The sequence below is a fragment of the Microcoleus sp. bin48.metabat.b7b8b9.023 genome, from assembly GCF_013299185.1.
Classification (GTDB): Bacteria; Cyanobacteriota; Cyanobacteriia; order Cyanobacteriales; family Microcoleaceae; genus Microcoleus.
On record NZ_JAAFKG010000014.1, the window covers coordinates 30,708 to 54,855 of the forward strand.

A 24,148-nucleotide genomic window follows, 5' to 3' on the forward strand; every position below is an offset into this window, starting at 1 on the left:
GTTTCATGGTACTGTAATGAAGTTATACCACAAGTGTGAGTTTAGCTCTTGCTAATCGATCGAGTGGATTTTTGATTGCGCGCGTCGATAAAGATGAGCGTTTTGCTGATTTATCTCAAATTATCAAATTTATTTACAGAGGTGAGTTTTGGAGATTATTGAAGTACCGTTCAACAGTTTTATTGGCATTGAGAAAGCGAGTCACTCCAGTGAAGTTCTGCTTAAACTGAGCAATTCTCCCAATTACCAAAATCACCTGGGTACTGTTCATGCGAGTGCTCAGTTCGCTCTGGCTGAAGCTTGCAGTGGAGAATATTTATTAAGTCGTTTCAAGGGAAATTTATCTGACTACGTTCCAGTGGTGAGAAGAGTTGAAGTTAAATATAAGAAACCAGCGACAGGAGAGATCTATGGAAAAGCTCAAGTTTCCGATGACGATTTTCAGCGGTTTATAAATGCTCTAGAAGCAAGAAGTAGAGCAATGTTATCTATTAGTGTTGACATCGTGGACTCTGAAAATATTGTGACAATGAGTGCTTCTATTGAATGGTTTGTTCAGAAACTAAAGTAATAGGGAGCTTAACTTTACAAAATGATATTATAAGGTCGATCGCCATTAACCGCAAATAATCAAATTCCTGACTTTTCAAAATCTTCCAACTCCCACAAAAAAGTCGAGGATTTATGGTGCTAGGCGCCAAAGCCCGAAAAAATCAAATCCCCGACTTCTAAAATTCTCTCATTTCAATTCAACGTTGACAGTAGCAGACATCCCCGGTGCAATCCGCGATTCATAACCTTTAATGCTGTCGGCATCAAAGACAACTTTCAATGGAATCCGCTGCACTACTTTGGTGAAGTTTCCCGTTGCATTGTCGGGAGGCAATAGGGAGAATTGAGCGCCAGAAGCAGGGGAGAAACTATCGAGACGCCCTTCAAATTTACGGCTACCAAAAGCATCTAATTTGATTTCTACTTTTTGGCCTGGTTTCATGTTTGCCAGTTGCGTTTCTTTGAAGTTGGCAATTACCCATAAATCGTTGCTGACGATCGCCATTAACGGAGTTCCCGACTGCACCCGCTGCCCCACTTCAACCGATTTGCGCCCGATTTGTCCGGCGGCGGGTGCGGTGATATTCGTGTAGGAAAGTTGCAGTTGAGCGTCTTTCACCGCAGCTTCCGATTGGGCGATCGCAGCCTTAGCAGCATCATACTGCGATCGACTGACCTTAGTTTGCTCGCCCGTAGCTTGAGCCTGTTGCAATCCGCCCTTCGATGCAGCCAGTTTGGCTTCAGCGGTGCTGATACCTTCTTGGGCTACAGCGACTTTAGCTTGGGCGCTGGCGATGCCGACTTTGGCTTGCGCGACTTGAGCTTCAGCTTGTTTTACTCCTTCTTGAGCTTGGGCTACTGCTGCTTGGGCTGCGGTTACGCCTTCCTTGGCTTGGGCTAACCGCGCTCTAGCTTGGGCAATTCCTTGTTGGGCTGCGGTGGTTTGGCCTTGGGCGACTTCGTAGGCTGCTCTCGCTGCGTCTAGTTGCTGGCGGGCGATCGCACCTTCTTGCTGCAAGCTTTCGTACCGTCTATAATCTGCTTGCGTTTTCACGAGATTAGCTTGCGCTTGCACTAACTGAGCTTGCGCTGCGGCAATTCCGGCTTCGGCTTCCGTCACTTTAGCTTCAGCTTGGGGAATTCCGGCTTCAGCTTGGGCGACTTTCGCTTGTGCTGCGGGGACGCCAGCTTCCGCTTGGGCGACAGCGGCTTCGGCGGCGGGTACGCCTTGTTGGGCTTCTCTAATTGCTGCTTGGGCGGTGGAAATGCCAGCGTTGGCGGTGCCGATATCTCCTTGAGCTTGGGCTGTTTTACCTTGGCTGGTTTGAGAGGCTAGGGAAATGTTCGCTTGGGCTGCTTCGGCTTGGCGGCGGGCGTTTTCTAGGGCTGCTTGGGATTGTTGCAGTTTAACTTGGTAGTCGCGGGGGTCAAGTTTAATCAGCAGTTGGCCGGGTTTTACTTGTTGGTTGTCTTCTACTAAGACTTCGCCGACAGTACCGTTGATGCGGCTGCTGACTTGGTGGATGTGTCCGGCTACTGTGGCGTTTTCGGTTTCTTGGTGGATGGAGGCGTATTGCCAATAATTGTAGCCAAAGCTGCCTGCTGCGATCGCCCCGATGCCCAACGCTGCAAAAATCAGCGGTTTCTTGGACTTTTTCTTCGGGGTTGCAGGCGGTAGGGGTGCTTGCAGTTCTGTTTCTGTGCCTGTTTTGACATCGGCGGGGGCACTGATTTCTGTCTCTGGGGCGGGGATTACTGGTAGGCTTTTTGCTATGGTGTCGTCGATCGGCTTTTCTAAGACAGCTACTGCTTTGCCTTTACCGTTACCGTTGAATTCTGCTGGGTTGATTTCGTTTGTGCCTTTCATGGTATTTGACTCCTGATACTTTAGTAAGATGTCGTTTGTTTAGGGTGCGTAGTTTTTATTTAGTAAGACTGCTTGTTTTAGTGTTATCAAAGAAGGTGCGTAGTATTTTTCGGTTATTTGTAATGTAGTTGAGGTAGATGCTGCTGCGCTTCAGTCGAAAGAGCTATTTGTTGGCGGTTTAGGAAAGATTGACGATCGCCCGATCGATCAATTGGGAGAAGAGTTCTCGATCGGCCTTTGAAATTCCAGTCATTGACTTCTCTCTGATATCTGCTACCAGCGGGGGCAAAACCTCTTGCAGTTGCGTACCCGAGTCTGTCAGCCAAATGCGCCAAATGCGGCGATCGCGCGTGTCTCTCTCCCGGCGGACTAAACCTCTTTCTTCCATGCGATCGAGCACGCCTGTCAGTGTACCGCCTACCTGTTGCAGTTTGTCGCCAATACTGGAAGTTGGCAACCCGTCTTCTTGCCACAAGCAGCACAGTACCAACCAGTGAAATGGTGTCAGCCCAAATGGTTCGAGTATCTCTTGCAACCTGCGAGTCCCTAGCTGCCCTAGCAGTTTGATGCGGTAGCCCAGGCTGTGGGGGGCGAGAACGTCGTGCCACCTAGCTAGATATTTGCGATCGACTGTCGATGTAGTAACCATCTGTTTATTACTTAGCGTTCTTACTATCAGTGTAGGATGTTATTTGGGAGCTGTCAAGGGGCGATCGCAGGGTTTTCGGTCATCGGATTTGAGATTTGAGATAGAGTCGGCAGCAAGTAAGTCAGTATAATGAGGGCGATCGCCCACGCTCGATCGCAAAAAACAGCTAAATTTTCGTCAAACTTGTTTGGATTTCTTAATTATTCCTAAAATAGGAAGCTCAAAGTTGCGATCGCACTTTATTGTATTCCCAGGAAATCAGTACACCAAGTTAAATAATACCGACGATAATAATTTGTTCTATTCCTATATATAGCCTTTCTCAAAAAGATGAGGTATAACAGACAGTTTGCAAAACCAGTAAACTCAGAGGGCTCGCATCCCAACAACGTCCGCGAATCTTTCTGATAACCGCTATAATTTAGTCTCTCAAGGAGTGATGAATGTGATGTGCGAAGAGCAAAGAAAAAAAATGCATCAAATCATTCAGCAATTAAAGAACGCCCAATCCGAGGTGGAAGAAGCCTACGAAACAACAATGATGAGTGATGCCAAATGGGCCGTGTCTCGCCTGTGTGATAATTTAAAAAAAGATGAGTCGATCGATCCGTCTATGAAGAGCCAGATACTGCCTTATTTTGAAGCCGCTCATTCAGCTATTCTTGGTCTTGAATCAACGTATAAACGAGCCGGAATGTGTGGTGACAAGCTGAATGAAGCAGAGTCTTGCATAATAAAAATACTGAGTAAACTCTGAAGATAATGATTTAAAACAGGAGCAGGCGAGTGCTGGAAAGTTTATCCTGGGGAATCTGTTTACATTTCTTAATTATTAGTAAAATAAGAAGAGTAAAGTTACGATCGCACATCGCACGTTATGCCACTCCAAGAAAATCAGCGCACCAAGTTAGACGATACAGACGACAATCTGTTCTATTCCTATCCCCGGTTTGTGACGCACGTAGACGAGGGATTCATTCAGCAACTAACCGATTTGTATCGGGAACGGCTGAAACCGAATACTCGGATTTTCGATATGATGAGCAGTTGGGTGTCTCACTTGCCCGAGGAAATGGAATTTGCTCATGTCGAAGGGCACGGCATGAATGAAGAGGAGTTGGCAAAAAATCCCAGACTGAATCATTATTTCGTGCAGAATTTGAACGCAAATCCTAAATTGCCGCTGCCGGATGCAGAGTTTGACGCGGTTGTCAACTGCGTTTCGGTACAATATTTGCAATACGCGGATGCGATTTTCACCGAAATTCACCGGATTTTGAAGCCGGGGGGCGTCGCAATTATCAGTTTTTCCAACCGGATGTTTTATCAGAAGGCAATTGCGGCTTGGCGGGAAGGTTCGGAGGGCGATCGGGTAAAATTAGTCCAGGGTTACTTTGATTCTGTCCAAGGAGCGAACATACCCGGATTTAGCAAGCCGGAAGTAATTGCTAAACAGTCTAGCTTGCCGAGTTTTATGCAAATGCTGGGGATGGGAGGCGGCGATCCATTTTATGCAGTAGTTGCTTACCGCCAAAGTTAGGATTTTTTTAAATGTTCGTAGTGAGGACTTTAGTCCGCTGATTTTTTTGAGGACTAAAGTCTTTACTACAAACCGAGCTAGAGTTACGATCTTTATCTTAGAATATATTTAACAGTGGCTCCTCAAACATGGACAACCAACTTTTGCAACGCATCACACTCGATCCAAATATCTGTCACGGAAAACCCTGTATTCGCGGTCTCAGATATCCAGTAGAGTTGATTCTTGAATTACTCTGTTCAGGTATGAATGCTAAAGAAATTATAGATGATTGTGACGATTTAGAAGATGAAGATATTTATGCTGCTATAGTGTTTGTAGTGAGGACTTTAGTCCTCATAAATATTTTAGGACTGAAGTCCTCACTACAAACCTTTGTACAGTAATCATCAAGTAGGTAAAACCTTGATATGAAGCCATATCAGCAAATAGAAATTGACGAATGTGGTGAGCCTTTAGTCCCAATTCCACCCGAACATTTTGCTTTTGAAATTCCGCACCCTTATCAAAAGTTGGGTGCTCCCTATCACAACAGTAAAGTAGATTCACCTTACTATTTGCGGCAAGGAGTTGTAGATAATCTGGTAGCAGCTAAAACGCATCTACAGCAAAATCATCAAAATTTGAAAATTCTAATATTTGATGCCTATCGACCCGTGGAAGTTCAGCAATTTATGGTAGATTATACTTTCAATCAAATTGCCGTAGCTCAAGGCTGCGAATTTCCGGTTTCCGAAGACCAACGCCAAGTTATTATAGAACACGTATATCAATTTTGGGCTGTGCCGAGCCTCGATCGCGCTACGCCTCCCCCTCACAGTACAGGCGCAGCTTTGGATATAACTTTAGTCGATGAAAATAATGGACAAATTGATATGGGTTCTCCGATTGATGAAATATCGGAACGTTCTTATCCCGATTATTTTGGTAATAGCAAAGACGCGCAAGAACAGCAATACCACCTGCACAGGCAAATATTGAAAGATGCGATGATAGTTGCTGGTTTTCAGCAACACCCTAACGAGTGGTGGCATTTTTCTGTGGGCGATCAGATGTGGGCGTGGTTGACAAATAACAAGAATAGTGGTAATCAAGTTATCGCCCGATACGGCCACTATTAAACCATTTTAGATTTTAGATGACTGAATGCTCGATCGCTAGAAATCATTTGTTGGATTGGAACCGACAAGATATAGCGTTTCGACATCTCATATCAGGTAATCATGGGCATAGGGCATAGGGCATAGGGCATAGGGCATAGGGCATAGGACATAGGGCATAGGGCATAGGGCATAGGGCATAGGGCATAGGGCATAGGGCATACCTCACTTTTTGAGAACCGCTATATTACAATACTTCGGACAGTTTTTTGACGACTCTGTAAGCGTTACAGCGTAAGCCCTGGCATTTTTAATGGTTTTTTTAAAACTCAGGACGCTTACTTAAAGATTGAAAAAATACTCATCCCTATAGCCATCAAAGGTTTGAGATACTCAATTATATCTAAAACTGTCCGAAGTATTGATATTAAAAACGTTCTTAATTGCTGAAACCCCTGCTTTGATTACTTCTGTCAACTGTCAACTGTCAACTGTCAACTGTCAACTGGTGTGCTGTCAACTGTCAACTGTCAACTCTTCCTTCTTTTTGATCGGCTATTGCCAGCGGGGTAGCCGTGCTTTAAAATTAACGAGAGCGAATAAGTGCAGGCAAATCAAGCCAGCACCGCAAACCCTAAAGGATAACTTAGATTTCACCCAATGAAAGCACTCATCCTCTCTGGCGGCAAAGGAACACGCTTGCGTCCCCTAACCTATACGGGTGCTAAGCAGTTGGTTCCTGTGGCAAATAAGCCGATACTGTGGTACGGAATTGAAGGCATTGTGGCGGCTGGGATTACGGATATCGGGATTATTATTAGTCCCGAAACCGGGGAAGAGGTGAAGGCGAAAACAGGAGATGGCTCTCGCTTCGGTGCAAAAATTACTTATATCTTACAATCAGAGCCGGCGGGACTCGCTCATGCAGTAAAAATTGCTAGACCATTTTTGGGTGATTCTCCATTTATTATGTATTTAGGAGATAACTTAATTCAGAGTCAGCTAGATCCGTTTTTAGAGAATTTTAATAAGCAAAAACTAGACGCTCTAATTTTGCTGCGCCCAGTTCCCAATCCCAGTGCTTTCGGTGTAGCAAAGGTTGATGAGAACGGGCGAGTTTTACAGTTAGTAGAAAAACCCATAGTTCCGCCGTCTAATTTAGCACTGGTGGGGATTTACTTTTTTGCTCCTACTATTCACGAGGCGATCGATCAAATTCAACCATCTGCCCGCGGGGAACTCGAAATTACTGATGCTATCCAACAGCTAATCAATCAAGAAAAACACGTAGAAGCCTGCAATTTAGATGGTTGGTGGTTGGATACCGGGAAAAAAGATGATTTGCTGAGTGCAAACCAAATCATTTTAGATAGCTGTATCGTAGCTTCAACTGAATTAAAAGTAGATGCCAAAAGTCAAATTATTGGGCGAGTGCAAATAGGCGAAGGCAGTGAAATTATTAATTCTACAGTTCGCGGGCCTGTGGTAATTGGGGAAAATTGCCGCATTGAAAATTGCTTTATTGGGCCTTACAGCAGTATTGCCGATCGCGTGACGATGGTTGATGCTGATATCGAACACAGTGTAATATTGCAAGGGGCGAAAATTGTTGGCATTCACCAGCGAATTGTTGACAGCGTGATCGGGCAGCGAGCTCAACTCACAAATGCGCCGCCGCGCCCTAAAGCGTTGCGGTTTATGATTGGTGATGACAGTCAAATCGAGTTAGTCTAACTTGGGATTTGCACTATTCTCGTAGGGGCAATTTACCCAGTGGTGCGGGTTGCTAACCCTACGAGATGGTGTGCCGAGGCGCACCATAAATTAAAAGGAGGCGACAGATTGCAGTACGAAGAAATACCGACTCAACAAATTATAGATAAATTGCGCCAAACTTTGGAGCCGCGAATTGGTATTGCTGAGTTGCCGCTGCCGGAAAGAGCAAAAAGTGCGATCGCCCAAAATGAAGATGACGAAGACATTGCCCTTCTCAAAGCGGGCTTTGACATTTATAACATTCCAATTACATCTTACCAAAGGCGGCTCGGTTCCGCAGTCATCGCCGTCAGAAAAATCGTCCGAAAATTGCTCAAGCCCGTATTAGACAGGCAAGTAATTTACAATTTCGCGAATACCCGCGTTGTGCAAACATTGAGCACACAGTTGCAAAAATTGCAAGAAAATCAACAAACTCTAGAGAAAAAACTTACATCGGAATTCAGCAGCGGATTTCCCGAACTTACAGCACAGCTTGAGAGTCAACAAAGGGCGATCGCAAATTTTCAGTCTGAAGTAGAGCAAATCAAAGCAGTACAGCAGCAACATACTGCTATTTTACAGGAGATTACCGCTCAATTGGGCGATCGACAACCATAAAGCATCAAAGATGACTACACTTCCTATATGCTCATTTATTATAGTTAACTATAATGGTCTGCGCCACACCAAAGACTGCTTGAAATCCCTACAAAAACTTGCGTATCCAGAATCACAACTCGATTTAATTGTAATTGATAATTGCTCTCAAGACGATTCCGTTAGTTCCCTGCGCGAACTGTTTCCAAAAGTTCGCATTTTTGTGAATACCGCCAACAACTTTGCCAAAGCCCTCAACCTCGGCATCAGCGAAGCAAAAGGGCAATACATCGGCTTTCTCAATAACGATGCAACGCTTGAGTGTCACTGGCTAGAAATATTAGTTAAACGCCTAGAGACTGAAAAAAAAATCGGTGCAGCTAGCGGCAAATTGCTGTTTAAAGACGGGCGAATTAACAGCGCGGGCATTCAGCAATTACCTAATTTTTATTGGCAAGATGTCGGTTTTGGCGAAAAAGATTCGGGACAATATAATACAGAAAGGGAAGTAGAAGGGCTTTGTTGGGCGGCGGTGCTTTTTCGCAGAGAATGTCTGGAAGATCTCGGGCCTATAGATGAAGATTTTGTGATGTATTTTGAAGATGTAGAGTTTTCCAAACGCTGCCAAAAACGCGGTTGGAAAATGCTTTATACTCCCGCAGCTATCGCCCATCACGAGTATCGAGGTTCGAGTAAAGGTAGCAAACTCACCGAGTATTTCTGCAACCGCAATCGGTTTTTGTATTTGGCGAAACACGAACCTCTGCAATTAGTGAAATCGATTCATACTTCGGATTTTTTTAGTAACAAACAGTACGATTTGCTGTTCGAGAGTTTGTTTTTCGCGATTAAAAAACTGCTAGATTATCAGAAGCCGGAAATCGTCGCCACTGTACTGCCGCAGTTGACTGAAAAGTTGGCGGTGATTTACAGTAGAATGAAGATCGATCGCATTTTACCTCGATTGGAGGTGGTTAGGGGCGATCGCAAAATGTCGATCGCAATTTACGATCACGGACTGCATTTTATCGGCGGCGGACAAAAATACGTCGCTACCATCGCCTCGCTACTGCAAAATGAATTTGATATTACTTTTATCGCCAACAAACCCGTTGCTGTTTCTGACTTAGAGTCGTGGTACGGACTCAACCTTTCAGGATGCAAAATCAAGATTATTCCGTTGCAATTTTACGAGAAGCGCGGAATGCAGTGTATCGATTCCAGTATCATCGCTGAGGATATGGAAAATCCCTTTGATGAAATTGCCAGAGAAAGCAAAAATTACGATCTTTTCGTCAACGCCAACCAACTCGAAAAAGTCAAACCGCTGTCGCCGATATCAGTATTTTTCTGCCACTTTCCGAATACTTTTCGCAACCGTCATTTTGCTGTGGATGATTACACTTTTATTATTGCCAACAGTCAATTTACTGTCAAGTGGTTAGAGAAACGTTGGAATTTGCAACCAACTTTTATGCTATATCCGCCCGTGGAAATGGCTACAGCTAAAGTGTCGAAGGAAAAGATAATTTTAGCTGTGGGACAGTTTGAAGCTGGAGGAACAAAAAAGCAAATTGAACTCATCCAAGCTTTCCGCAATTTGCTAGCAGATTATCCCGATGAACTTCAAGGATGGCGGCTAATTTTAGCTGGAAGCAGTGTTCCGAAAAATCCTTATTTAAAGGCGGTTCATAATTTGCTGAAGCAGGATTCAAGGGCGATCGAACTTAAAGTTAATGGTTCCTTAGATGAGATAAAATTGCTTTATGCTAAATCGAGTATATTTTGGCATGGCTGCGGTTTGGGTGAAGTCAATCCTCAAAGGTTTGAACATTTTGGGATGGCGACTGTTGAAGCAATGCAAAATAGTTGTGCCCCGATCGCGTTTTGTGGCGGTGGACAACCGGAAATTGTCGAACACGGGCGATCGGGCTTTTTGTTCAATACGGTTGAGGAACTTTGCCACTATTCACATCAACTAATTGTCAATCCCGATTTGCTGGCAGAACTTCAAGCTGGCGCACAGCAACGCAGTCAGAACTTTAGACTCCCACCTTTTGAACACAAAGTCAAGAGTTTTTTTGAGATTATTCACCAGGAGTATGCTACAATTCGGCTGCCAAATCCAGGCGAGATTGCTCAAATGCTCGATCGACCTTAAGCATACATATATTGATGTGGGTAAGGAAGTGGCAGTGTCTGTTAGTGTTAATTTAAGCCTAGATCCCCCCTAGCCCCCCTTAAAAAGGGGGGGACAAGAGTATTCTCAAAGTCCTGCTTCTTAAAGAGGGACAAAAGTATTCTCAAAGTCCCCCTTCTTAAGGGGGATTTAGGGGGATCGAGCCTTGGATGCGAACGATAAATTCAAAAGTTTTAGATCTTAAATTAACACCAGCGGGTAGTGCCATTCCTCACAAATATCGCCGAAAATCGACTTAGTTTGATATCAAATATCGACTAATCACAAGTTTATTTTTACTCAAAACGTGTCCAATCAACTGTTAATCAATTTATCCTTTCTTACTCCCGAACCCACGGGAATCGGTACTTATGCAGCCAATCTTTTCCCCCAACTGCAACACCTAGAACCAACATTACTCGCTTCCCAGAAAATTGAGAATTATAGTTGCTATCAAATTCCAGATAACATCACACCGAATCGAGGCCCGAAAGGACAAATTAACAGACTGCTGTGGACTCAATTTGAATTGCCTAAAATTTACGACAAATTGCAGTCAAACCTAATATTTTCGCCGATTCCAGAAGCACCTTTATATTCCAAATGCCGTTACATAGTTACGGTTCACGATTTAATTCCTTTGCGATTCCCCCAAAAGTTCTCTCGGCTGACAGCTTATTTCCGCTACTACATCCCCCAGGTTTTGCGACAAGCCGAACATATTATTTGCGATTCCCAAGCAACGGCGATAGATGTTGCTAACTTTTACCAGATTTCGCGTCAGAAAATGACCGCAATTCCCCTAGCTTGTGATAATATTAATTTTCGCTGTCTCGACTTGCCAGCAAAAAATTATTTTCTTTATACCGGCAGACACGATAGTTACAAAAACTTGGAAAGATTAATTGCTGCATTTGCGAGTTTAGCCGATCGCACAAACTACGAACTTTGGCTAGCCGGGCCTCCCAACGCCTACACGCCACAGTCGATCGCACAAGTAGAACAATTGGGTTTACAATCTTTGGTAAAGTTTCTCGGTTACGTTCCCTACTCGCAATTGCCCGTACTGATGAATCAGGCGATCGCCCTGGTGTTTCCCACACTCTGGGAAGGATTCGGCTTGCCGATTTTAGAAGCAATGGCCTGCGGTACACCAGTCATCACTTCCAACCTGTCATCGATGCCAGAAGTAGCCGGAGATGCGGCATTATTAGTCAATCCCTACAGCGTTGGAGAAATAGCAGCAGCCATGCAAACAGTAGCCACAGATTCAAAAGTGCGATCGCGCTTAAAAAAATCTAGCTTAGCGCGATCGGCCGAATTTAGCTGGCACAAAACCGGAACAGCAACCGCCAACATCTTACAACAATATCTGTAAATCTTCCCACTCTTCTTTCCACTCTCCGCGCCCTCTGCGCGCTCTGCGGTTAATCAAAAAAAATCCCAACCAAAAAACCGCAATCCTCAACATCTGTAAAACAGCCCACTATTCTTTCATCTCTCTGCGCCCTCTGCGCCCTCTGCGGTTAATCAAAAAAAATCCCAACCAAAAAACCGCAATCCTCAACATCTGTAAAACAGCCCACTATTCTTTCATCTCTCTGCGCCCTCTGCGCCCTCTGCGGTTAAATAAAAAAATCCCAACCAAAAAACCGCAATCCTCATATTACGCTATGCCAAACCCCCAATCCAACCTACTAATTAATCTCTCCTTCCTAATTTCCGAACCAACCGGATTAGCCATCTACGCCAAAAACCTATTTCCCCACCTAAAAACCCTCAATCCAACCTTACTAACAGCCCAAAAATTTCCCAATAATAACTGCTACAAAATCCCAGCCAACCTCACACCACAACAAGGAATCAAAGGACACATCAACCGATTGCTGTGGACACAAACCCAAATCCCCAAAATATACAAAAAGCTAAAATCTAACCTGTTATTTTCGCCAATTCCCGAAGCTCCTCTATTTCGCGGTTGTCGGTATATAATTACAGTACATGACCTAATAGCTTTACGATTTCCCCGCCGCTTCGATCCTTTGGCAGTTTATCACCGCTACTACATTCCCCAAGTGTTGCGGCAGGCTGAACATATCATCTGCGATTCCGAGTCAACCGCCAATGATATTACTAATTTTTGTAAAATTCCAAGTTCTTTAATTACACGAATTTTTCCCGGCTACGATACCAGTTTTTTTAAGTTTCTAGACTTACCAACTAGCAATTATTTCCTGTATATGGGCCGCCACAATCCCCATAAAAACGTCCAGCGAGTTGTAGCAGCGTTTGCGGCTTTACCCAATAATTCCGACTACGAATTGTGGATAACGGGATCGGAAGATAAACGCTATACGCCGCTGCTGAAGGCCCAGGTTCAAGAATTGGGATTGTCCGATCGCGTAAAATTCCTAAATTACCTCCCCGCGGCTGATTTGCCGAAAGTCATCAACCGGGCGATCGCCCTGGTATTCCCCAGTCTTTGGGAAGGATTCGGTCTCCCGGTGCTCGAAGCAATGGCCTGTGGCACTCCTGTCATCACTTCTAACCTATCTTCTATGCCGGAAGTCGGGGGGGACGCAGTATCGTTAGTCAATCCGTACAGCATCCAGGAAATAGCCTCTGCTATGCACGAGCTGGCAACAGATACTAAAGCTCGATCGCACTTGCGGGAACTAGGTTTGGCCCGAGCAAAACTGTTTAGCTGGGAAAAGACAGGCGTGGAAACTGCTGCTATTCTCGATCGATACTGTTGACTGTTGACTGTTGACTGTTGACTGTTGACTGTTGACTGTTGACTGTTGACTGTTGACTGTTGACTGTTGACTGTTGGAAGACGGAAGACGGAAGAGGGAAGAGGGAAGAGGGAAGAGGGAAGAGGGAAGAGTTGACAGAAGGAAGAGTTGACAGTTGACAGAAGAAAGATTTTTCCAATCTCCCCCTCTCCCTATCTCCCCATCTCCCCATCTCCCCATCTCCCCCCTCTCTCCTCCGCTTCACCGAGGCACTATAGGCCCTTTTACTTATTGATACCCAACTGATCGCCGCGCTTGTATTGCTGGTAAGCAGCAAAAAACAGCCCCGCCAGAGTAACAAAGATTAAACCCAGAACAATACCTGAAAGCAGCGGTTCTACCATGAGAGCTCCTTAACGTTAAGATTTAACAATCTAATTTTAATATTACCAGCACTGAGACAGATGAATTTTCCCATTCTTGGGAGTTCTGGGGGTATCAGATCTTGATATCCCCGCTGGAAACGATTAAGCTATGTGATGAGAAATAAATTTTCTTGTAGATACTATTTTAAATTTGCACTCCTTTGAATCACCAAATTGCCACGAATGAAATTAAAAACCCGATCGAGCGACTGGTCATATTTGCGATCGCCGTGTTGCTTGCCATCATGTTGGCGACGATGACAATTCGTCAGTTTCAAGTTGCCGATCCCTACGTCAAAAGCGTACTTTCCCTTACTGGCGACCAGTTTCAGGGTTCCGCCATCTTTCAAATGAACTGTGCGGGGTGTCACATATCCGTCGGAGAGACTCAAGTTGGGCCCAACTTGCACCGAGTTTCAGAGCGCAAATCCGAATTCGAGCTGATCCGCCAAGTCACCAGCGGGCGAACCCCACCAATGCCACAGTTTCAGCCGAGCCCGCAAGAAATGGCCGACTTGCTGAAATATCTCCAACAAATTTAACAAAAAAAGGGGAACGGAATTTCGTTCCCCTAATCCTGATTGTCCAGCTAAGAGTAGGTGCGCGAAGTGTGCATCCTACTGTGGATTGGTGTCAACTTAACCCCGAAAACCTTTGTATCTCTCGTTTACCCTGAGCGTCGATCCCCCTAAATCCCCCTTAAGAAGGGGGACTTTGAGGAAAATCCTGTCCCCCCCTTAAGAAGGGGGGCTAGGGGGGATCTGGCTCCGATCGCCAAACAGAAGACAGCCACTAGGTTTGACGTTAAGTTGAAAGCGATGCCTACTAAGGACTACAGATTAAACCACTAGCACGTTAAAACTGCTTGCAGCTAACCGGTTGGGGACAACGCCCGCCAATATAGCCAAAGTCTGGTTGGTGCTGGCGATCGCGATCGCAGTTGAGCCGTTAGTTTCGGTTAACGACAGTTGACTGAAGTCCAAACCTCCCACCAACTGGATCGAATCAGATTCTGGTCTGAAGTTGATAATCGTGTCAGTGCCCTGAATCGCTGCCAATACAAAGCCTTGTGAGTTGCCATTAGCGATCAAGGTGTCATTGCCAAGGCCGCCAAAGAGCAAGTCATCGCCGGTGCCACCAAAGAGTATGTCATCGCCGCTGCCGCCCAGCAAGGTATTGTTACCGTCGCCACCGCAGAGAGTGTCATTACCTTGATCGCCCAATAGTATGTCGTCGCCGCCTTCTCCCAATAGCACGTCGTCGCCTTTGCCGCCGTACAATACGTCATCGCCATCGTCGCCACTTACCGAGTCGTTGCCGCGATTGCCGTAAAGAGTATCATCAGCTCGATCGCCAAAAATCAGGTCAAAGCCTTTACCACCAAAGATAGTATTGCCATCTTTGCCACCGAAGATAGTATCGTTGCCGACATTACCATTGATGTAATCCCCGCCCTCTTGGCCGAAGATCAAATCGGCGCCACCTAACCCGAAGATAGAGTCAGCATTGGCACTGCCCACGAGGGTATCGTCGCCGTTAGTGCCGTTGATGACACCGTTCCGCGAAGGACTGGGGGACAGATTCGGAGGGATAACCCTGGGGAAGGAATCGGGACAAACCAAATCTGTCACTAAAGGTGTCGGTGTCGGTGTCGGTGTCGGCGTCGGTTCTGGTGTCGGCGTCGGCGTCGGCGTCGGCGTCTCTGGTGTCGGTGGTGTCGGTGGTGTTGGCGGTGTCGGCGGCGTCGGTGGCGCAGGCGTCGGTGTTGGCGTCGGCGCAGGCGTCGGTGTCGGCGATGTCCTGCCAGGTGGTTCTGGCGTCGGTGTCGGCGTTGGTGAAGGTGTCGGTGTTGTTATAACCGAATTCCCGAAGTTGATGCCGCTGACAATAGCGCCCGAAGCCAGCACGATGTCGGCGGGGTTGGGGCTGCTTTGAGTGAAACCAACTGGCGCGATTTCCCGAACGCGGTAGGTTGCCGGCGCTAGGTTCGCGAACAGGTAGTTGCCGCTGTTATCTGTGGTAGTAGTAACCGGAACAGCAACAGGAGCTCCTGGCGCGGGAGCTACGACTTTGGTTAACTGAATTTGGACATTGGGTAAACCCGGTTCTCCGGCATCCTGAACGCCATTTCTGTTGTTGTCTTGGAACTTCAGACCGCGGATCTGGCCCGGTTGGGGCAGGAAGTTGCCGAAGTCAATGCCCGTGGGTTTTTCTCCGGCTTTAGCTATAACAACGTCGGCAGGGAGCGCGGTTGTCAGCGTCCAGCCGGTTTGCTGGACTTCCCTTACCTGGTGAGTGCCTACGGGTACGTCGTTGATAGTGTAGTTGCCATCCTTATCCGTGATGGTAGTCAATTCGCCCTGCTGAAAGACTCCATCCTTGCTGGTGTCTATGAAGATTTGCCAGTTTTGTAGGCCCAGTTCCCCGGCATCCTTAACGCCGTTGTTGTTGAGGTCATTGAATTTTTGACCGCTGATCGTGCTCGCCTCGAAGAAGTTGCCGAAGTTGTTGTTTTGCGAGTCTTGACCGCTGGTGAGGGCGATCCTGTAGGCACCTGAAAGGGTAGGCGCGGTGCCGCTGGCTGCCGGGGCGATTTGCGTCCAGCCCGGTTCTACTAACTCCCGGACGTTGTAGGTGGCGAATGGCAAGTCGTTGAACTGGTACTTACCGGTGATATCGGTGACAGTAGCGGTTTCGGTTGGCTCTAGCGTGCCGTTGTTGTTGGCATCTAGGTAGATTCTCCAGCCTGCTAGCGCTGGTTCGCCGGCATCTTGGACACCATTTTTGTTGCGATCGTTAAATTTGATCCCGCTAATCTTGCCAACCTGGAAGTTCCCGAAGTTGGTGGGAAGGGCGGCGGTGTTGGCAATGTTAACGCCACTTGCGGTAGTAAGCCTCGTGGCGGCTGGGGGAACAGGGAAAGTTTGCTGCCAACCAGTCTTTTGCTCTTCCCGCAGGAGGAATGTACCAGCCCCAACTTCAGTAAAGGTGTAATTCCCAGAGGCATCCGTGGTAGTCGATCGCGGTACTGCTGTGCCGATAAAGGTCTGTGGTTCTAGTAAGATTTTCCAGCCTTCTAATCCTGGTTCGGTGCCCTCTTTGACCCCATTCCCGTTGAGGTCGTTGAACTTCTGACCGGTGATAGTGACGTTTTTGAAAATGCCGAAGTTCTGCCCGACGACGGGTTTACCGCTTTCGGTAGTAACCGCAATAGCCGGATTTGTGCCAGCGGGGAAAGAGATGCTGGAGCTGGCCGGGGGAACGGCTTGTATCAGGTACTTGCCCGGGCCGATGTCCGCAAAGCTGTAATCTCCTGTTGCCGTAGTCGTTTGCGGAGTGCCGACAACTGTATCTGTGGCGGCTTGGAATATGCCGTCGCCGTTGGTGTCTCTGTAGAGATTGACAACGACGCCAGCTAATGCGGTGTCGTCGGGAGTGAAACCGTTGCCTGCGAGGTCGCTGAAGGTTTTGCCCGCGATCGTAGTTTTTAGGAAATTACCGAAGTTAGCGTTAGGGACATCAGCAGTACCTGTAGAGGGCGGAGTCGGACCGACAGTCTGCACCCAACCTGGTGGTAACGTTTCGGCGATCGCAGTGTTTGCCTTAGTATCCGTAAGGGTGTACTGACCGAGAGTTGCAGGAACGCTAGAGCTAACAGCAGTAGTGACAGATGTAGTAGAAGTCGGGGTTCCTGCGGTAATGGTAAAATTCCCTAGACCTGGATCTGTCGCAGCTTTAACGCCGTCGCCGTTGATATCGTTGAATTTCTGACCCTGAACAACTGGGCCATACTCGTAAGCACCGATGTCAATAGTTGGTTTACCAACGAGAGTATTGTCAATTTTGCGAGGGAAACCAGTGCCGCGTTGGTCGAAAGCAGTAGTGCCCACTACCGTTATGGTTGGGTCGCCTCCACCAATTGCCGGATTAGTGCTCGTGGTGACGACGGGGTTGCTAACTAGGGCGAGGGTGAAAGGAGCGGGAGCAGTTGCGCCGTTGAGTCCGGCAGCAGCGGCTGGTGCTAATACCGTCGCTAGAGGAACCGCTAATGCCTGACCTGTTAAACCGGTGCTAGTGCCTAGAACTCCAATCAGGTTGTTGTTTCCTGTAAATGCCCCTGTAACATCGGGGTTGGTAGTAGCTGTGTTGCCAGCGACGATCGTATTTTTGACCGTGACAGTACCGCCGTTGTTGTAAATTCCTCCGCCATTAGCAATCAGACTGGCCGGTGTACCAACTGTCGCTGCTGTGGCAGAGTTATAGGCGATCGTGTTGTTAGTCAGGGTAGCTGTGGCACCAAAGTTGACAAAAATTGAACCGCCTGCGGCTGTACCCGCACCTGCGGTAGCAGCACCAGCATTTCCACCCCTGACTGTATTGCTATATAAGGTGCTGTTGGTCAAGGTCAAGTTGCCGCCGCCGACAAAAATCGCACCACCCAAACCAGCACCACCGCCACCTGCGGCAGCGACAGCAGTCCCACCAGGGGTAAAGAGATTGATCGCAGTGCTGAGACCGGGAGTAGCTCCCGCGCCACCACCGCCACCGAAGCCTCCAACACCTCCTGCACCGTTAACACCAGCAAGAGCAGGGGGAGTAGAAGTACCACCAGTACCGCCTGCACCGCCACCGCCCCCGAAGCCACCAGCACCGCCAGCGCCACCAGTACCACCGCCACCGTTGGTCGTAGCGCCCGTACCGCCATTCCCGCCAGCACCGCCAGCACCACCGCCACCACCAATAGAGCCGCTCACACCAGCGCCACCAATACCGCCAATGCCACCTACGCCAGCAGGCCCGACTCCATTACCACCTGCCCCAGCAGCACCACCATTACCAGCCGGAGCGCCTGCGGAGAATCCAGGAGAACCGTTGTTTCCGGGGTTACCATTGGGGGTAAAACTACCACCTGCGGTGGCTGCTGTTGGGAAAGCAACGCCTGGGCTGCCTCCAAAGGGAACACCACCGAAATCAGCAGTGCCACCTTTGCCACCGATTCCAGCAGCACCTGCACCACCGATAGCCTGGTTATTCGAGAAAGTCACTCTGTCAACTATTACAGTGCCGCTGTTGATAAAAAGTGCGCCCCCTAAACCCGCAGCACCACCACCACCACCACCAGCCGGTGCGATTCCTCCTACTGCTGTTGCAGAATCAATGGTGAGGTTGGAAATGTTAACTGGGCCGGTACTATCAACGACAAAGGCTCGGGCTGTCGGAGTACCGGTGATTTTGAAACCGCCACCAACAATATTTGTAGGGCCGGTAATTCTGGGTAGCAACCCTGTCAGGGTAAAGTTGCTCTTAATGTTGATTGTGTCTGGGCCATCGTTGGTGTTGGCAACTTTAATAGCATTGTCTAGTTCGCTAAAATTGTTAACGTCTAGGGTAAGGGGAATCAGAACTCCACTGTAAGCTTCCCTCGCCTCTTGGGAAAATGCTAAAGGTGTTTCTATTTTCCCTGTAGTTACTTCCAACACCCAGTCTCCGCCCAGCGCGGCACTGCCGGTCAAGTTATCGGATGCGGCAATATTTGCCCCCGTGAGCTGGCTCAGCCTTTGGACGAAGGCGACACCGGCTTCTGTGGCGGCGACGTTGCAACCGTAAAGCAGAATTTCTGGTTTAGCAGTAGTTGAAGAGTTCGAGTTTGCTTCGGCTGCTGGCAAAGCAAACCATTTTTCTAAATAATTGCGGTAGGTTTCAATGTTGCTGAGATTGAGTTCTGTGCTTCCCAGTTGCAGGCTGGCTGCTGAGCCGTGAGACAGAATATGAACTGCTGCAATGTTTTGCCGCTGTTTAAGTGTTTCGGCGATTTGCGCGATGCCGTCGCGATCGGCCTTGAGAATAATAACTTCTGTATCGGAATTCGCGGTTTTCGTTAAACTTTCGCAATCTTTAACTTGTGAATCCGCAAAAACTATCTGGTGTTTCCGTTCTTTATAGACTTCCATGATTAAATTCCTCTGGTACACACACACATTAAATTCATAGCACAAACCAAACGCAGCAGCGATCGATCTTATTCCGCTGCGGATGCAAGTCGTTGACAAAGCCCTGGAAGACGATCGCCCTAACTTTCACCTCAATGGAAGATTGACAAAAACCTTTTTTTATGCTCTCCTAGGATATACTAAGTTTAGTTTGATTGTGTAGAAGTTTGCAAGGTAGATATTGTTCCGGATGTTACAAAAATATTTGAGAAGACTGGCGCCTAGTTTTTGATGCGATTACACTCTGTCAGGTACAACGTTTTGTCATAAATGTCAAGCAAAAAAATAACTAATGGCGATCGATATTTGTCAGTAAAAAGTCATCAGTCGCGGCGATCGGCTGTAAACTGATGTTATTTGGTATTTTTGGGCTAAGGAATGATAGTTTGGGCGATCGCAAAACCGCAATAAAATTGGTTCGTAGTGAGGACTTCAGTCCTAGTCTTAATAAGGACTAAAGTCCTCACTACAAACGTTTACCAAGTTTCCTCATCGGGATGATTGGAATTGCTCCAGATTTCCACATCTAAATCGTTGAGATAAATCAGAGCACTTTCAATTTGTTGGCTTGTACCGTTAAGCTCCAAATCAAACCAACCGTCATCGGAATTTTTTCCACCCAACAAAGCTGCATTAAAATTTACCTTTAAACCGTGTTCCGAAATCAGGTTAGAGATGACAGGTTCCTGATGGTATTCTTTGGGAATCCGAATCCGAATGCGGGTTTGAGTTGGTCTGCTGTCTCCTGACTCAGTGTGCGGTAGGTCTGATTGTTGAGTTTGGTGGAAATTGTCGATCGGCTCAAATTCAGGTTCGCTATTGTTGTGGTTTAACATTGTGGCCTCCTAATGTCGGTTTTTTTTCAGGGATAACGTACTAATGATTAACGATTAGTCTTTCGATCCACCCTCACCCTCCTTAACAACGGAGGGGGACAGGAGTATTCTCAAAGTCCCTCTTCTTAAAGGGGATTTAGGGGGATCGAAACAGCGGTATAAACTGTCAACTGTCAACTGTCAACTGTCAACTTCCTTAATGGTAGTTTTTCGTTCCAAAATCTCCTTAAGCACCAGAGTAACAACCGCTAAAAAACCGAGAACTACCGCAGCGGAAAAAGCTGCTTGCGTCGCGTACTGCTTGTAAGCATCCTCGACAAACAAAGGCAAAGTCTGAGTTTTTTTAGCAATATTTCCCGATACCACAGAAACAGCTCCAAATTCTCCCATTGCTCTAGCATTTGTCAAAATCACACCGTAAAGCAAGCCCCAGCGAATATTCGGCAGCGTCACATTCCAGAAGATTTGCCAATCATTTGCTCCCAAAGTTTTCGCCGCTTCTTCTTGATCGGTTCCCACTTCTTCTAAAACAGGAATCACTTCGCGGGCAACAAAAGGTAGAGTGACAAAAGCAGTAGCTAGCACCATTCCTGGCAAAGCAAAGATAATCCTAATCCCGGCACTTTCCAGCCACGGGCCGAACCATCCCAGCCGACCGTAAAGCAGTACAATCATTAAACCTGCGACTACGGGAGAGATGGCAAACGGCACGTCTAAAATGGTGATTAATAGGGTGCGTCCGGGAAATTTGTTGCGGCCGATTACCCAAGCTGCACACAAACCAAATACTGTGTTTATAGGTACAACTATCAGAGCTATCAGCAGGGTAAGTTGGGCTGCTGATAGAAAATCTGGTGAGGTTAAGTTGGCGAAAAATGGCTCGATTCCCTTTTTGAAAGCTTGGTAAAAAACGTTGAGGGTTGGGATAAATAAGACGAGGGCGAGATAGCCGATCGCAATTCCGATCAACGTTGGCTTTACCCAGGCTTTTTCGTTGCCCCGCGACGAACCCGCTGGCGGAACTGTGTAATTTTTAGATAAATTGAGATCAGCCGTCATAGCGTCTCCTCCAAGCTTGTAAAATATTAATTGTGAACAGCATTGCTAGGGAAATTCCTAACATGACAGTGCCGATTACTGTGGCTCCTGCATAGTCGTACTGTTCCAATCTTTGGAAAATTAAAACAGGTGCAATTAAATCTTTAAACGGTACGTTAGCTGCTACAATTACCGTCGAACCGTACTCGCCAACGGCTCGGGAAAATCCGAGAGCAACTCCGGTTAAAATTGACGGAAAGAGCGGCGGTAAAACTACTCGCCAAAAGGTTTGAAATTGAGAAGCACCCAAGCACCAAGCTGCTTCTTCGATGTCTTTTTCCATTTCGTGTAAAACTGGCTGTACAGTTCGCACGATGAAGGGTAAGGAAATAAAGATCATGGCTACGCCTACGCCCAAGCGAGTGAATGATATTTTGATTCCCAATGGTGCAAATAGGGAGCCGATCCAGCCGTTATCGCTGTAAACTGTGGCGAGGGTTAAACCTGCAACGGATGTTGGTAGCGCAAAGGGTAAATCGACTGCTGCATCGACAATGCGTTTTAAGGGAAAGTCGTAGCGGACTAATACCCACGCTATTAATGTGCCGAAAACTCCATTGATTAAGGCGGCAATTAATGATGTGACGAAGGTGACATCGTAGGCGGAAAGGGCGATCGGGCTTGTGGCGATTTTCCAAAATTCGCCGGGGTTTGCTGTGCTCGCTTTTAGCAGCATGGCTGTGACTGGGAGAAGTAGCATGAGGCTGAGGTAGCCGATGGTGATTCCCCAAGGTAAGGTAATTTTGCCGATCGCTCTTTTGATATTTGCGATCGCAGATTGAGGGTTGGTTGCTGGAGATGATACTGCCATTTAGGTTTGAGTATTTCTTCGTTTGTAGTAAGGAATGCAAGTCCTTGAAAAGCTAATATTTTGGGGAGGACTGAAGTCCTCACTACGAACCGTTTGGAGAGGACTGAAGTCCTCACTACGAGCGGGTAATTTGGGACTTAGCGTTTAATCGATCCTTGGATTTTGTCAAACGTGGCTCCGTCATCAAAGAATTTCGTCTGAATTTCTCCCCAACCTCCCAAATCTTTAGCTGTAAATAGGGTTTTGACGGCGGGATATTTTTGGGCAAATTCTGCTTCTTTGGCTACTGTCTCATCTACTGGGCGAAATCCTGCTTTGGCAAATTCTCGCTGGGCTTCTGGAGTGTACAGATACTTGACAAAGGCTTCGGCGACTTCGCGAGTGCCGTGTTTGTCCACATTTTTATCGACGATCGCAATGGGATTGTCGATCGACACATTCACATCTGGAATACTATAACTCGGTTTTTCGCCTTTCTGAGCTACTAAAATAACTTCGTTTTCGTAGTTGATTAAGGCGTCGCCTTGGCCTTGTTTAAAAAATACATCCATAGCTTCACGGGCATCTTTAGTCAGAATCGGAACGTTTTTGTAAACTTTGGTGGTAAAGTCTAATGCTTTGGTGTCGTCTCCTCCGGTTTTGATAATCGAACCCCAAAGTGCTAGGAAATTCCAGCGAGCAACTCCTGAGGTTTTGGGATCTGCTGTAATTAATTTCACTCCGTCTTTGCTTAAATCTTCCCAGGTTTTAATGCCTTTGGGATTGCCTTCGCGGGTGACTATTGCTGCTACGGATTTGGTGACGATTCCGCCCTTGGGGACTTCTTTTTCCCAGCCCGGTTGGATGAGTCCGGCTTTCTCGATTTTGGCGGTGTCGAGGGCGAGGGCTAGGTGTACGATGTCTGCTTCTAATCCGTCAATTACTGCTCTGGTTTGGGAACCGGAACCGCCATAACTTTCGCTGAAGGTGACGGTTTGTCCTTTTTCTTTTTGCCATTGTTCGACAAATTTGGGAATTATCGCTGCGTGGGCGGCTTTGGTGACGGCGAAGGAAACGAGGGTTAATTCTACTTTGCCTTTGTTGGCTGCTGGGTTAGCACCGCCTGGAGTGGTGGCGGAGTTGTTTGGGGTTCCCTGCTGGCAGGATACAATTGCCAAACTTAAAGTTATTCCTACTACAAATAGCGACACAAATCTTTTAAGCGCAGTGAGCGATCGATTTTTGCCAATTGGTAGCTGTTGTGGTTGGTGAAATTGTTGAGTTAGGTGTTGCCACGGGCTCATAAAAACACTCGGTAAGTGGGAAACTCAGAGACTTTAGTCCTGAGAGGGAAACGAAGAAAGCGGTTTCAACCGCCGTGAATCCCCTTGCGGGGTAGAGGGGTATGGTTGCCCCTCTGCGGAGATATGGTTGTCTCCAAGCCCTTACGGGTAATGTTAGGCAACGCCCAATGTTATGAGAGCTTGAGAGACCTGCAACACTGTTGAGCGTGACTTTCAAACTGTTTAATTGCAGATGACAGAGCAAGGAACTAGCTACGCATTCGCTTGGTGTCGTGACTCAAATAACGTAGTCAGTTAAGACGCTTGGCTGGTCAACACAGCTTGCTCGATTGCTCTTACAAGCTCAGTGGCGTTGATTCCCTGAGTTGCTGACTATATTTGTTCCTCTACTAAAGTACGGTTATTAGGTCGGAATACCGTAATTATGGTGTTGAAGTACGATTATAGACAAGGGCGGGTAACAATGGCAACAAAAAAAACGAATTCTGGCACTCAGAGTCGATCGAATATCCTCAAGTCTTTTGCCTCGGTGCTTTCCACTCAGATTCGCCGTAAAATGTAAACCGTAGAAACACTATGATTGAGTTAAGGTGCTAAGCTTGCGCGACTGTACGATACGCCTTACGGATACGCTGGCTCCGCTCAAAAACGGATACCGTGCCCCGACAATCGTCGCGAGCAGACTCAAGTTCTAGCTCCCAGATTCATCTGTGGAGTAAATCTAAAAT

At 47.0% G+C, this 24,148-nt stretch carries 20 protein-coding genes; 12 read left to right on the forward strand and 8 right to left on the reverse strand.

The features are described from left to right. Positions 1-148 precede the first annotated feature (148 nt). The gene (locus QZW82_RS10710) at positions 149-571 is read left to right on the forward strand and encodes a YiiD C-terminal domain-containing protein (protein ID WP_293147824.1); all 423 of its coding nucleotides are present in this window, start codon (positions 149-151) and stop codon (positions 569-571) included. Between the two features lie 168 nt (positions 572-739). On the opposite strand, the gene QZW82_RS10715 is transcribed toward QZW82_RS10710, so the two are convergent. Together QZW82_RS10715 and QZW82_RS10720 are read right to left on the reverse strand one after the other, a co-directional pair. Then, the gene (locus tag QZW82_RS10715) at positions 740-2,419 is read right to left on the reverse strand and encodes an HlyD family efflux transporter periplasmic adaptor subunit (protein WP_293147826.1); all 1,680 of its coding nucleotides are present in this window, start codon (positions 2,417-2,419) and stop codon (positions 740-742) included. Positions 2,420-2,597: 178 nt separating this feature from the next. Beyond that, positions 2,598-3,068, reverse strand: coding sequence for a MarR family transcriptional regulator (locus tag QZW82_RS10720; RefSeq protein WP_293147828.1), 471 nt, complete (start codon positions 3,066-3,068; stop codon positions 2,598-2,600). A gap of 448 nt (positions 3,069-3,516) precedes the next feature. Here QZW82_RS10720 and QZW82_RS10725 point away from each other — a divergent pair, with 448 nt between their 5' ends. From QZW82_RS10725 to QZW82_RS10770, 10 genes are all read left to right on the forward strand, one after another. Continuing rightward, positions 3,517-3,825, forward strand: a complete 309-nt coding sequence (locus QZW82_RS10725; protein WP_293147830.1) for a hypothetical protein — start codon at positions 3,517-3,519, stop codon at positions 3,823-3,825. Positions 3,826-3,945: 120 nt separating this feature from the next. After that, positions 3,946-4,608 (forward strand): class I SAM-dependent methyltransferase, encoded by a 663-nt coding sequence (locus tag QZW82_RS10730; protein ID WP_293147832.1) that lies wholly within the window; start codon positions 3,946-3,948, stop codon positions 4,606-4,608. Between the two features lie 128 nt (positions 4,609-4,736). Then, positions 4,737-4,994, forward strand: coding sequence for a DUF433 domain-containing protein (locus tag QZW82_RS10735; protein WP_293147834.1), 258 nt, complete (start codon positions 4,737-4,739; stop codon positions 4,992-4,994). A gap of 24 nt (positions 4,995-5,018) precedes the next feature. Further along, positions 5,019-5,729, forward strand: coding sequence for a M15 family metallopeptidase (locus QZW82_RS10740; RefSeq protein ID WP_293147836.1), 711 nt, complete (start codon positions 5,019-5,021; stop codon positions 5,727-5,729). Positions 5,730-6,129: 400 nt separating this feature from the next. Further along, positions 6,130-6,372, forward strand: a complete 243-nt coding sequence (locus QZW82_RS10745) for a hypothetical protein (protein WP_293147838.1) — start codon at positions 6,130-6,132, stop codon at positions 6,370-6,372. Further along, on the forward strand, positions 6,369-7,442 hold the full coding sequence (locus QZW82_RS10750; RefSeq protein WP_293147840.1) for a glucose-1-phosphate thymidylyltransferase: 1,074 nt from the start codon (positions 6,369-6,371) through the stop codon (positions 7,440-7,442). Before QZW82_RS10745 ends, QZW82_RS10750 begins: the two co-directional genes overlap by 4 nt. Before the next feature lie 39 nt (positions 7,443-7,481). After that, complete coding sequence (locus tag QZW82_RS10755) at positions 7,482-8,084, forward strand: hypothetical protein (protein ID WP_293147842.1); 603 nt, start codon at positions 7,482-7,484, stop codon at positions 8,082-8,084. 10 nt (positions 8,085-8,094) lie between these two features. Then, entirely contained in the window at positions 8,095-10,224 is a 2,130-nt protein-coding gene (locus tag QZW82_RS10760; RefSeq protein WP_293147843.1) for a glycosyltransferase, read from the forward strand. Positions 10,225-10,549: 325 nt separating this feature from the next. Next, positions 10,550-11,620, forward strand: coding sequence for a glycosyltransferase family 1 protein (locus QZW82_RS10765; protein ID WP_293147845.1), 1,071 nt, complete (start codon positions 10,550-10,552; stop codon positions 11,618-11,620). Positions 11,621-11,915: 295 nt separating this feature from the next. Beyond that, complete coding sequence (locus tag QZW82_RS10770) at positions 11,916-12,998, forward strand: glycosyltransferase family 1 protein (protein ID WP_293147847.1); 1,083 nt, start codon at positions 11,916-11,918, stop codon at positions 12,996-12,998. A 263-nt stretch (positions 12,999-13,261) separates the two neighbouring features. On the opposite strand, the gene petG is transcribed toward QZW82_RS10770, so the two are convergent. Beyond that, entirely contained in the window at positions 13,262-13,381 is a 120-nt protein-coding gene (petG, locus tag QZW82_RS10775; RefSeq protein WP_006632329.1) for a cytochrome b6-f complex subunit V, read from the reverse strand. Positions 13,382-13,563: 182 nt separating this feature from the next. Between petG and QZW82_RS10780 the strand changes: the two genes are divergently transcribed. Further along, positions 13,564-13,944, forward strand: a complete 381-nt coding sequence (locus QZW82_RS10780) for a cytochrome c (protein WP_293147850.1) — start codon at positions 13,564-13,566, stop codon at positions 13,942-13,944. A gap of 297 nt (positions 13,945-14,241) precedes the next feature. Here QZW82_RS10780 and QZW82_RS10785 read toward each other — a convergent pair whose 3' ends face one another. The 5 genes from QZW82_RS10785 to QZW82_RS10805 form a co-directional block, all read right to left on the reverse strand. Continuing rightward, positions 14,242-19,353, reverse strand: coding sequence for a DUF4347 domain-containing protein (locus QZW82_RS10785; protein WP_293147852.1), 5,112 nt, complete (start codon positions 19,351-19,353; stop codon positions 14,242-14,244). A 515-nt stretch (positions 19,354-19,868) separates the two neighbouring features. Next, complete coding sequence (locus QZW82_RS10790) at positions 19,869-20,228, reverse strand: NIL domain-containing protein (RefSeq protein ID WP_293147854.1); 360 nt, start codon at positions 20,226-20,228, stop codon at positions 19,869-19,871. A 180-nt stretch (positions 20,229-20,408) separates the two neighbouring features. Beyond that, complete coding sequence (cysW, locus tag QZW82_RS10795; RefSeq protein WP_293147856.1) at positions 20,409-21,287, reverse strand: sulfate ABC transporter permease subunit CysW; 879 nt, start codon at positions 21,285-21,287, stop codon at positions 20,409-20,411. Beyond that, complete coding sequence (gene cysT / locus QZW82_RS10800; RefSeq protein ID WP_293147858.1) at positions 21,277-22,137, reverse strand: sulfate ABC transporter permease subunit CysT; 861 nt, start codon at positions 22,135-22,137, stop codon at positions 21,277-21,279. Before cysT ends, cysW begins: the two co-directional genes overlap by 11 nt. A gap of 137 nt (positions 22,138-22,274) precedes the next feature. After that, complete coding sequence (locus tag QZW82_RS10805; RefSeq protein ID WP_293147860.1) at positions 22,275-23,420, reverse strand: sulfate ABC transporter substrate-binding protein; 1,146 nt, start codon at positions 23,418-23,420, stop codon at positions 22,275-22,277. Positions 23,421-24,148: the final 728 nt, after the last annotated feature.